Below are 10,768 nucleotides of genomic sequence, written 5' to 3' on the forward strand. Positions count from 1 at the left end.
GTTTTATGCATGACCATATTGTTAGGGCGACTGCGCCGGGGTTGCGCGCCTTTGCGGCTGTTACGACCAACTTAACGGACGAGGCGCGCCGGCGACATAATTGTTATCCCGTAGCCGCTGCGGCGCTAGGGCGAACGATGACGGCTGCGCTGCTGTTGGCGACGAATTTAAAAGCAGAGGAAAGTATTACCATTCGCATTGCCGGAGACGGCCCACTAGGGGAAATTGTTGCCGATGCCAGCGCTCGAGGTACAGTTCGTGGCTATGTTAAGAAGCCACAGATCGATTTGCCGCTGCGGGAGGGTAAGCTTGACGTCGGTAGAGCTGTAGGCGCTGGCAATATTTTCGTTACACGGTTTACCGGATTGAAACAGCCTTTTACCGGAAGCTCCCCGTTAGTGAGCGGCGAAATTGCGGAAGATGTTACTAATTATCTTTTAACTTCGGAGCAGACGCCATCAAGCGTCGCTTTGGGGGTATTGGTCGGGACTGACTATACCGTGCAGGCGGCTGGCGGATTTTTAGTTCAAGCTCTGCCGGGTGCGGCAGACGAAGTTATTGATAAATTGGAGCGAAATCTAGCGTCGTTAAAGCCGGTATCTCACTTGATAAGCTCAGGATATGGCGCCGCCGATATACTGGAAAAAGTTTTTGCAGGATTTTCAATAAATCTATATGAGCCGAAAAAAGTTACCTTTCATTGTCCTTGTTCGCGCGAGCGAGTGGACCGGCTTCTTATCAGCCTAGGCGAGCAAGAGTTGACGGATATGATCGGAGAAGGACGAGCCGAGCTGGTTTGTCACTTTTGCAGTGAAAAATATCATTTTAACCGGCAAGAGCTAGAAAATATTTTACAACGCATAAAACAAGGGGCGACCTAATGTCGCCCCTTAAATACTGACTAAATTAGATTGCCCGTTGTACTTTTCCGGACCGTAAGCAACGGGTGCAAGTATTAATCCGCTTAATTTCACCATTCACGACTGCTTTTACGCGCTGAATATTGGGTTTCCAGGTGCGCTTGGTTTTCAAATTGGAATGGCTGACGTTGAAGCCGCTACGTTCACCTTTGCCACAGATTTCACATATATTTGCCATCTATTCCACCTCCTTTTAAAGAAGACAACCAATCCTTCAAACTAAACACAATTATTCTATCACAGGAAACTTAGGGTATGCAAGGGTTGGAAGAATAATATTGCAGCGCAGGGAGGATTTCGCCAACATATATTGAAAGTAGAACAAAAAAGAGAGGGGAGGGCGCACCCTTTGATTACTAAAGAGATGCCGATAATGACCGTTTTGCGGCTGCTGCCGCAGGCCCGCGAGGTTTTTATTCGCCACGGTATGGGATGTATTGGCTGTATGGGATCGGCTACGGAAACAATCGAAAAAGGGGCCAAGATGCACGACGTTGATTTGGAAACGTTGTTGAAGGAACTAAACGCTCTCGAGTCGGAAAAATAGTACCAAAGGGGGATACCGTTGCCGGAAAGGTTGTCGACAAATATTAAATATCTGAAAGGAGTAGGGCCGACAAGAGCCGCTTATTTAACAAAATTAGGCATTTTTTCCATAGAAGACTTACTCACGCACTATCCCCGTCGCTATGAAGACCGAAGCTATTTTAAACCGATAAAACTGCTTGAAGATAACGAAGTTCAGACTTTTCGGGCAACCGTAGTTGCGTTAGAAGAAAAAAAGCCGCGCCGAGGGCTTACATTGACGAAAGTGACCGTTCGGGACGATTCGGCGGTAGCGCAATTGGTCTGGTTTAACCAGTCTTATCTTAAAAATCGGTATAGACCGGGCATGGAGCTTATTGTCTATGGCAAAGCGGAACGGCGTTTTAATATTATCCAGATCGTTAATCCCGAGGTGGAAATCGTAGATGAAGCGGAAGAACTATTGAATGTTGGCCGCATTGTTCCCGTGTATCCGGCCACAGAGAATATTAATCAACGCTTGCTGCGTCAATTAGTACGGCAAGCCTTGGCAGACTGTCGCCCTATCCCTGAGATTCTTCCCGACAATATAATTAGGCAATATAATTTGGTTGCGAGGGATCAAGCTCTAGAAAACATCCACTTTCCGCCGGACAAGGATGCTTTGCTCCAAGCTCGGCGCCGCTTAGTTTTTGAAGAGTTGTTTTTTTTGCAGTACGGGCTTTTATACTTAAAAAACCGTAATAAGCGCGAACTTCAGGGCATTAAACACGCTCCCGACGGAAAACTGAGCAAAGAAGTTTTGGCGCGCTTACCGTTTGCATTAACAACTGATCAAGAGCAGGCACTACAAGAAATTAAAGCCGACATGGAAGATACGCGACCTATGCAGCGGTTGCTTCAGGGCGACGTCGGATCAGGGAAAACAGTTATTGCCGCTCTGGCATTGGTTAAGACGGTAGAAAACGGATATCAGGGGGCGCTGATGGCTCCCACCGAAATTTTGGCTGAACAGCATTTTCATACCTTGTCCCGTTTATTGGCCAACCTGGGAATAAGATTGGCGTTATTAACAGGTAGCCTGACAAAACGGGAGAGGGATCAAATACTTGCCCATCTGCGCGAGGGACTTGTCGATATTGTAATTGGCACGCACGCTTTGATCCAGGATGACGTGCATTTTAAACACCTCGGCTTGGTAGTTACTGACGAACAACATCGGTTTGGTGTACGGCAGCGGGCTTCACTTCAAGCAAAAGGGAAACTGCCTGATGTCCTGGTAATGACGGCGACGCCGATTCCCCGCACGATGGCACTTACCGTCTATGGGGATTTGGATGTATCGGTAATTCGCATGCTACCGCCTGGACGTAAACCAATCAAAACTTACAGTGTTACCGGAGAAATGCGCGACCGGGTTTATAATTTTGTCGTCCGGGAAGTGTCTGCCGGACGGCAGGCTTATGTCGTTTGTCCTCTTATCGAGGAATCGGACAAACTGGAAGCTCAGGCGGCGGTACAAATGTATGAGCAATTAGCCAGCACATACTTCAAAGGCTTGACCTGCGGCTTGGTTCACGGCAAAATGAAGTCTCAGGAAAAAGAAGCCGTGATGAGCGCATTTTATTCGGGCGAAGTTCAAGTCCTTATAGCCACGACGGTTATTGAAGTAGGTGTAAACGTACCGAACGCGACCGTTATGGTCATAGAGGGCGCCGACCGCTTCGGTTTGGCCCAGTTGCACCAATTGAGGGGGCGCATCGGGAGAGGCGAACACCAATCTTATTGTATTTTAATTTCTGATAGCAAAAGCGAGGAAAGTAGAGAGCGGCTAGCGGTAATGACCACGACTCAAGACGGCTTCGTTTTAGCGGAAAAGGATCTATTGCTACGGGGACCGGGCCAGTTTTTTGGCACGCGGCAGCACGGCATGCCGGATTTAAAACTTGCTGATATTGTCCGTGACATTGAAATCTTGCTGGAAGCAAGGCAAGCTGCTCAGCAGACTGTAATGCATCCGGAAATATTCGCTAAACTTCAGGATGTTCTTAAGCTTCGTTTTGGCGAAGCGTTCAATATGATATTTAACAATTAGAAAAAAAGGGCGGCTGCTGGCCGCCAATTATGGGAGAGGAGAAAATTTACATTCTAATTATGCCCCGTATCATCGTTTCTATACACCGTTTAATGAAATTTTTTTATTATTTTCGCGCATCTTGGCGCACACTAAAGAAAAACTGGCAAGAGGTGGCGGGGCATGCAAGACGATTTTGCGGAAAAACAGTTACGGGCGATAGCTGAAGAATGTCAGGAGTTTGAGCATGTCATAAATGCAATGGGTTACGGTTATTCGCTGCTAAATGTTTCCCCAGATAACTATGTTCGTCGCTGTAGTGACTGTATACATTGGCTTGGTGGATCATGCGGTATTTTCCGTGACGAAATCCGGCAATGGCATTGACAAGGCACTGCACCGCAGTGCTCTTTTTTATCCCATAATTTCAAATTCAATCGGCAACGTCTTGAGAATTTCCCATACGTCAGCACAGGTATCGGGGCTGGGGCGCAGCTTAACCAAGCCTTGTTTGGGTTCGAGCGGGATAATCATGACAATATTTTCATATCCTTCAAGCAACCGAATGAATAAATTGATATCACAAACTTTTAACTTAATATCAATATCATTGCTATCCTGTTCATATTTCCGGGCTGTATTGGCAAAACAGCTGGTTCCTTTATAGCGTCGACTCACATTCTTTACCCCTTTATTGCCATCTGTTCAATATTTTAGTATATTTAATTGTGAACTGCAAAGATAGAGAAAAGATTGGCAAAGGAAAGATTACGATGGGAAAAATTTGGGGATGGCTTTTTATTTTTATTGTCTGCGGTTTACTGTACTGGTGGCAGCCGGAATTTTTTCAGCATGCTTACAGCATAATCGAAAGAGGCGACATTGCCGCCCTAGCAGAGTATCTCCGCTCTTTCGGAGCATGGGGTATCTTAGTCACGCTGGCATTATTCGTTATAATGACCTTCACAATCGTTTTTCCGTTCATGATTTTATCCGGAGCCGCCGGCATTGTCTATGGGCTTTTCTGGGGAACGCTCCTCTCATGGATGGGAGAATTGATTGGCGCCCTATTTATGTTTGTATTTGCCCGCTATTTTTTTCGCCACGCCGTTGAAGGGTGGATTGCGAAAAGTCCATACCTCAAACAGGTAGACGACTACAGCGCGGCTAACGGGTTTAAGGCCTTGCTGATAGCGCGGCTTTTGCCGTTGGCTCCGTCCGGTATCATTACTGCTGTAGCCGCCATTAGCCGGATTTCGTTTTACGATTTTTTTTGGGCCACTTTTTTGGGGAAATTACCGCCAGTGGTTATTAAGGTATTACTGGGCCATGACCTCGTTTTTGCTAAGGAAAACATGACACGGCTGATTTTTATAATTGTCTTGGTTATTGCCGTCTATGCCGCCTTATGGTGGCACAGACGTAAGAAAAAGCAAAATCATGAAAACCGGTAACGCGATTGTCTTTCGCCTTTTATTCAGAAAATCGGTTGTATAAATTAGGCTGCTATGCAGACACTCTCTAATTATTTCAGATAACTAAATAAAATAATAAAATGGATTGTTTTGCAGGGATAGAATCACCTTCGCCGAATACAATAACCAGCGCAAGGGGAGGTGATTAACATGCCAGTCGTGCAAATTGATATGTTGGAAGGCCGGACTCTCGAGCAAAAGCGGGAATTGGTAAAAAAAGTGACAGAGGTCATTGTTGAAACTGCCAATTGCCCGCCAGAAGCAGTGACGATTATTATCCGTGAAATGCCTAAAGAACATCTTGGTAAAGCTGGTAAACTGCGCTCCGACATGTAAAAATAGCAGCCCATTTCGTATATAACGAAATGGGCTGTTTTATTATGAGAAAATATATTTGCTTATTATCCTTCTTTATATAACACTCCATAACCACCATTAGGATAGGAAAAATTAATATTATTGGCCGGACATATTAGCCGGCAGGAACCGCATTCGATACATTGCTTGTATAACACTATGATGGGATCAGTATGCTGATAATTCCATCTAAATACACCGGAGGGACATATAGTTAAACACTGTTTGTCTGTGCAATTACGACAGACTTCCTGGTCGTTGATGACAATATGCTGCCATTGTTCATCGGTCTTAAAAAGCAGCAATTTTACTTTTGCATCTAACTCAGCTAAGCTGGACATCACCGTATCACCTTCAACACTTCCCAGACATCTCTTATTGTTTTTAAAATTGGCTGCATACTGGTAACTTTTTGAAATATAAATTTCCGCTTTTCGCGCTTCGGCATAGTGTATACCTTGGTAATATGATATGCGGTTTCATTGGCCATACGGGTATATAGATCGAACAAATATGGTATATCCTGCATTAACTTAGCTGCTCCGGCATTGGCTTTGAAATCCTGCATAACAAAACTTTCATCAAGTAAGGTCCGGTACAGTGATAGTTTCTTAACGGAAAAACTACGACTGGCTTTTGCGGCATAAGCAGCCCTGGCGGCAAAAAAACCAGACCACATGGCCAAATTAAAACCATGAACGCCATTTACTAATGAAGCGGCATCGCCAATAATCATCAGTCCCGGATGTACTAATTCAGGTATTGCGTAATATCCGCCTTCGGGAATAAGGGCAGCGCCATATTCAACAGTAATACCGCCATCCAGCAATGGCTGCATATACGGATGCTTTTTTATTCGTTCCAATAGATCATTAGGGCTTAAGGCAGCCTTAGCTAAGTCAGCTAAAGAAATACCAACGTTAATATTAAAACTGTCTTTGAAAGTATGAATCGAACCAGTACCGTTAAACCCGGCAGTAGGGTAACCGATAAGTCCGATGATGGTACCATGGCCCGGAAGCAAGTTGAACCGTTCTTCAATAACTTTCGCGGGTAAGGCAATAGTTTCTTTTACGTAAAGGGAAAAATTTTGGGGTGAAATCCGGGGGACCAGTTTCGCCCGTTCAGCCAACATAGAATTGGCACCGTCCGCAAGAATAATTATATCGGCAATAAAATCGTTGTTTTGTGGCGGAGATACGTGCACCCCGATGGCCTGCGAGCCGTCAAACAGTACCTCAGACACATGATGGCCCAGCAGCAATGTAGCTCCGGCGTTAATTGCTTTTGCAGCCAACCATCTGTAAAAATTGACACGTTTTATTGTAAATCGATTATAGGGAGCGGCAGCAAGTTTTGTGCTGCGAAATCTGGCTGTTAATATCGAATCTTCAGTCATCCACCAGTACGATTGGTCAGTGACAATACGTTCATACTGACACTCTTCCCAGAAATTGGGGAAGAGTTTATGGACGTGCTCGGCGATAATTGACGCGCCACCGCAATTTTTGGCGCCCGGATAAGGTCCACGCTCCAGCAAAAGCACGTCAAGACCTTCTTTGGCCATAAAATAGGCAGCTGTTGCCCCTGCCGGACCGGCTCCTACGACAATTGCATCATATTTTTTGGCTGGATCGGCCAAGTTCAAATGGGTATTATTAACCTCCGGCTTTGATCGGTTTTGAGTTTTTTGGGTTTTGTACCATTCTTTTAGCACACCATCACCCATTTTTAGTGTGTCCACCTGATAAGCGCTCCATCCACTTAATTAAAAATGCTCTATTTGATTTGTATTACTTTTTGCAACTAATTGGTATATATATTGATATATAAGAATAGCGGCGAATAGTGAAGATTTTTTTTAGGCAAATGATATATAGCGCCGTTTTGGGGCATTTTTCTCTTTTGTCTCTTTAACTGAAATGATGTATTATACTGACATGCCGAAGTTCCCTCAAAGGAACACGGAGGAACCATTAATGGGGTGAATCCGCGTATGCGGTAGGGGTTTCCCTTATCCCGAACCCGGCAGCTAACTTCGTAGGCAGAGAAAGGGAGTGATTGATAATGAAAAAAATACGCACAGTGATAGCATCAATGGTTGCTGCTATTATTTTCGGTCTTATCGGCCTTGCGCCGGTAAGTGCTGCAGCCCTCGGGGAACGAGTGCTGCAAGTTGGTGCCATAGGCGACGACGTCCGTGAATTACAGATTAAATTAAATGGACTAGGCTTTAATGCCGGAACTGTAGACGGTATTTTTGGTCCCAAAACGCAAAATGCGGTCAAGATGTTTGAAAAAGCAAATAATCTCGAGAGCGATGGCATTGCCGATCAAGATCTGTTAACTATTATTCAAAAAAAGGCGCCCAAAGTATTCCGCGATGCTCCGGTGCGTTATAAACAGATCCTGGATATTGTTGCGACCGCTTATGCTCCAGGTCCCCATGATAACGGCAAATGGGGAAATCTTACTCATATCGGTACCCAGGTTCGGCCAGGCATTATTGCCGTTGACCCGAAAGTTATTCCACTTGGCACGCGTGTTTATATCGAGTTTCCTGACGGTCATGGCATGTATGCCGTAGCCGAGGATACAGGCGGCGCGATCAAGGGCAACCGTATTGATATTGCTATGTGGACGGTTGCCGAAGCGTATAATTTCGGCATCCAAAAAGTTAAAGTTTATATCTTAGACTAAAAAACACCCGGGGGATCCCGGGTGTTTTTTATGACGGGAGAGAGCTTTATATCGCATTGTTTACCAGAAAAAATTGGGATATAATAATCAGAAGGATGTGGTTAGGGAGTGATGATATGGATACTTTAAATAGAGATACCGACCTCAATTATGGGCGGTCAAAAAAATATCACATTATTACTTACGGTTGTCAAATGAATGAAAATGATTCGGAGCGGCTGGCCGGCCAATTGCGCGGTCTTGGTTACAGCAGTGCCGATGAAATTGAACAGGCAGACCTTATTTTAATTAATACCTGCTGTGTCCGCGAGAGCGCGGAAAAAAAAATATATGGAAAAATTGGCGAATTAAAAAGACTCAAAGCGGCAAATCCCAATCTGATCATAGGCGTAACAGGGTGCTTGTCACAGAAAGATCGCGACAAAATTTTTACTAAGGCGCCTCACGTTGATTTGGTTATGGGGACTCATAATGTCCACCAACTCGCAGACCTGCTAAAAGAGATTTCCCAGTCCAAGGATCGGGTACTGGCGATATGGGATCAGGCAGAGCGGCTAGCACCCGATGTGCCAACGGTACGCAAAAGTCTGGTTTCGGCTTGGGTACCCATTATGTACGGGTGTAACAACTTTTGTACATATTGCATCGTACCATATGTGCGCGGACGGGAGCGAAGCCGCCCGCTTGCCGACATCCTTGCCGAGATCAGGCAATTAGGGACAGAGGGATTTAAAGAGATTACGCTGCTAGGCCAAAATGTAAACTCCTATGGCAAGGATGGGAAAGAAAACATTGATTTTGCCGATTTACTGGCAGCCGTGGACAAAGTGGAGACAATTGCCCGAATTCGGTATATGACTTCGCACCCGCGCGACATGAACGACAAGGTGATTGATGTCATTAAGCATGGCCAGAGGATTTGCGAACATTTTCATCTGCCAATCCAGTCAGGCAGTGATATCATTTTGCAGCGGATGAACCGCGGATATACAACAGAATATTATCGGAAACTTGTGGAAAAGGTTCGTAGAGAAATACCGCACGCCAGTATTACTACGGATATTATCGTGGGATTTCCTGGGGAAACGGATGAACTATTTATGCAAACGCTTGATTTTGTCCGGTCAATTCGCTTTGATGCGGCTTATACTTTTTTGTATTCTCCTCGCTCTGGCACGCCAGCAGCAACTATGCCTGATCAAGTGCCGTTGATGGTAAAAAAGCAACGCCTGCAACAACTAATGGCCGTCCAAAATGAAATTAGTTTAGCTATTAATGAAACTCTTATTGGCCAAACAGTAGAGGTACTTGTTGAGGGTCCCAGTAAAAATGATCCGGATAAGATGATGGGACGGACGCGAACTAACAAAATTGTACTTTGGAATAGGGGAAATGAGCAAATAGGGCAGCTTCTCCCAATAAAAGTTCTTAAAGCGCAGACTTGGTTGTTGAAAGGTGAAGTGGCTGATTAACTTTGGGTGGGAAAAAGGAGAATACCATGGCAGAGACCTATACCCCAATGATCGAGCAGTACCGGGAGATAAAACGGCACCATACCGATAAAATTTTATTTTTCCGACTGGGCGACTTTTATGAAATGTTTTTTGAAGACGCCGAAATTGCATCACGCGAACTAGAAATTACCCTAACGGGACGCGACGGAGGGTCCGGTAAGCGGATTCCCATGTGCGGCGTTCCTTTCCATGCGGCCGATACTTACATAGCCCGCCTCATTAATAAAGGCTATAAAGTAGCAATCTGCGAACAGGTAGAAGATCCTAAGCAAGCTAAGGGGATTGTGCGCCGGGAAGTAATTAAAATTATTACTCCCGGAACAGTATTGTCAGATGTGCTACTTCCGGATAAGAGCAATAATTATCTGGTTGTTATCCATGAAAAAGACGATCTCCTAATCCTGGCAGGAGCGGATATTTCAACCGGCGAATGTTATTGGGCAGATTTTGCCGGTCCTTACCGGATCAATACTCTTTGCGACCACCTATATCGCCTTTCACCGGCGGAGATTGTGCTAACCGGTCGTCTCACTGATAAAGAGACTTTGGACACTTTTCTCGCCAACCGCCTGCATGGCTGTACTATAACAGACCTAGCTATTGAAGATACGGAAACGACTCAGGAACTACTGCAACGCCACTTTCCCGATGAAGAACTTCCTCATGCGGGAGCCGCTATTGCAGTAGGGCATTTACTATATTACCTGCACCAAACGTTAAAAACCGATTTATCGCATGTCAACAAGTTAATGCGGTATAATGCCGCCGAATTTATGACCATTGATACGGCAGCGCTTCGCAATCTTGAAATTACTCGTAATTTGCGAGACGGCGGAAGGAAAGACACTCTTCTCTCTATATTAGATTTTACTCTAAATTGCAATAGCAAATGCAACACCCTGTAAAATTAACGGTATATAAAGAGGCTATCAAGAAATTTGGGCCAGTTCCTCGTCAAAGCATTGCTGAGGAGTTTTATAGCCGAGTATTTTGCGAGGCAGATGATTACACCAATTCTGAATACGCTGAATGACAGAGGCAGCCAAAGCTGCTATGCTGGTCCCTTTGGGGATAAATCGGCGGATGAGACCGTTATGGCGTTCATTCGTGCCTCTCTCAAAGGAAGAATAGGGATGAGCAAAGTATACGCTGGTGTTATGGCTCTTTAAAAATGCGTCCAGTTCGGCAAACTCCGACCCGTTA

14 protein-coding genes and 1 riboswitch are annotated in these 10,768 nt (G+C 45.1%); of the genes, 9 read left to right on the forward strand and 5 right to left on the reverse strand.

From position 1 onward, the window contains the following. Window positions 1–5: 5 nt before the first annotated feature. The gene (gene hslO / locus BLQ99_RS07200; protein WP_093689567.1) at window positions 6–881 is read left to right on the forward strand and encodes an Hsp33 family molecular chaperone HslO; all 876 of its coding nucleotides are present in this window, start codon (window positions 6–8) and stop codon (window positions 879–881) included. Between the two features lie 25 nt (window positions 882–906). On the opposite strand, the gene rpmB is transcribed toward hslO, so the two are convergent. After that, complete coding sequence (rpmB, locus tag BLQ99_RS07205) at window positions 907–1,098, reverse strand: 50S ribosomal protein L28 (RefSeq protein ID WP_093689568.1); 192 nt, start codon at window positions 1,096–1,098, stop codon at window positions 907–909. Window positions 1,099–1,269: 171 nt separating this feature from the next. On the opposite strand from rpmB, the gene BLQ99_RS07210 reads away from it, so the two are divergent. The 3 genes from BLQ99_RS07210 (at window position 1,270) to BLQ99_RS07220 (ending at window position 3,906) form a co-directional block, all read left to right on the forward strand. Then, window positions 1,270–1,467, forward strand: a complete 198-nt coding sequence (locus BLQ99_RS07210; RefSeq protein WP_093689569.1) for a DUF1858 domain-containing protein — start codon at window positions 1,270–1,272, stop codon at window positions 1,465–1,467. Between the two features lie 18 nt (window positions 1,468–1,485). Beyond that, window positions 1,486–3,540, forward strand: coding sequence for an ATP-dependent DNA helicase RecG (recG, locus tag BLQ99_RS07215; protein ID WP_093689571.1), 2,055 nt, complete (start codon window positions 1,486–1,488; stop codon window positions 3,538–3,540). Between the two features lie 162 nt (window positions 3,541–3,702). Beyond that, entirely contained in the window at window positions 3,703–3,906 is a 204-nt protein-coding gene (locus BLQ99_RS07220) for a hypothetical protein (protein ID WP_093689573.1), read from the forward strand. A 27-nt stretch (window positions 3,907–3,933) separates the two neighbouring features. On the opposite strand, the gene BLQ99_RS07225 is transcribed toward BLQ99_RS07220, so the two are convergent. After that, on the reverse strand, window positions 3,934–4,197 hold the full coding sequence (locus tag BLQ99_RS07225; protein WP_093689575.1) for a DUF4911 domain-containing protein: 264 nt from the start codon (window positions 4,195–4,197) through the stop codon (window positions 3,934–3,936). Between the two features lie 95 nt (window positions 4,198–4,292). Between BLQ99_RS07225 and BLQ99_RS07230 the strand changes: the two genes are divergently transcribed. Continuing rightward, window positions 4,293–4,973 (forward strand): TVP38/TMEM64 family protein, encoded by a 681-nt coding sequence (locus BLQ99_RS07230; RefSeq protein ID WP_093689577.1) that lies wholly within the window; start codon window positions 4,293–4,295, stop codon window positions 4,971–4,973. A 171-nt stretch (window positions 4,974–5,144) separates the two neighbouring features. Then, on the forward strand, window positions 5,145–5,330 hold the full coding sequence (locus BLQ99_RS07235) for a 4-oxalocrotonate tautomerase (protein WP_093689579.1): 186 nt from the start codon (window positions 5,145–5,147) through the stop codon (window positions 5,328–5,330). Window positions 5,331–5,395: 65 nt separating this feature from the next. Here the strand turns inward: BLQ99_RS07235 and BLQ99_RS07240 are convergent, their stop codons facing one another. Together BLQ99_RS07240 and BLQ99_RS07245 are read right to left on the reverse strand one after the other, a co-directional pair. Next, window positions 5,396–5,692, reverse strand: a complete 297-nt coding sequence (locus BLQ99_RS07240) for a ferredoxin family protein (RefSeq protein WP_093689581.1) — start codon at window positions 5,690–5,692, stop codon at window positions 5,396–5,398. Then, window positions 5,692–7,080 (reverse strand): FAD-dependent oxidoreductase, encoded by a 1,389-nt coding sequence (locus BLQ99_RS07245; protein WP_245690325.1) that lies wholly within the window; start codon window positions 7,078–7,080, stop codon window positions 5,692–5,694. Before BLQ99_RS07245 ends, BLQ99_RS07240 begins: the two co-directional genes overlap by 1 nt. A gap of 202 nt (window positions 7,081–7,282) precedes the next feature. Next, a riboswitch (cyclic di-AMP (ydaO/yuaA leader) is annotated at window positions 7,283–7,414 on the forward strand. A 4-nt stretch (window positions 7,415–7,418) separates the two neighbouring features. On the opposite strand from BLQ99_RS07245, the gene BLQ99_RS15275 reads away from it, so the two are divergent. The 3 genes from BLQ99_RS15275 to BLQ99_RS07260 all read left to right on the forward strand — a co-directional run bounded on the left by BLQ99_RS15275 (window position 7,419) and on the right by BLQ99_RS07260 (window position 10,470). Beyond that, window positions 7,419–8,051, forward strand: coding sequence for a 3D domain-containing protein (locus BLQ99_RS15275; RefSeq protein ID WP_093689583.1), 633 nt, complete (start codon window positions 7,419–7,421; stop codon window positions 8,049–8,051). A gap of 116 nt (window positions 8,052–8,167) precedes the next feature. After that, entirely contained in the window at window positions 8,168–9,523 is a 1,356-nt protein-coding gene (gene miaB, locus BLQ99_RS07255; RefSeq protein WP_093689585.1) for a tRNA (N6-isopentenyl adenosine(37)-C2)-methylthiotransferase MiaB, read from the forward strand. A 26-nt stretch (window positions 9,524–9,549) separates the two neighbouring features. Next, window positions 9,550–10,470 (forward strand): MutS N-terminal domain-containing protein, encoded by a 921-nt coding sequence (locus tag BLQ99_RS07260; RefSeq protein WP_245690327.1) that lies wholly within the window; start codon window positions 9,550–9,552, stop codon window positions 10,468–10,470. A 24-nt stretch (window positions 10,471–10,494) separates the two neighbouring features. Here BLQ99_RS07260 and BLQ99_RS07265 read toward each other — a convergent pair. Beyond that, a partial coding sequence (locus BLQ99_RS07265; protein WP_143005878.1) for an IS30 family transposase occupies window positions 10,495–10,768 on the reverse strand: 274 nt, incomplete at its 5' end.

This window comes from Sporolituus thermophilus DSM 23256 (assembly GCF_900102435.1).
Taxonomy (GTDB): Bacteria; Bacillota; Negativicutes; order Sporomusales; family Thermosinaceae; genus Thermosinus; species Thermosinus thermophilus.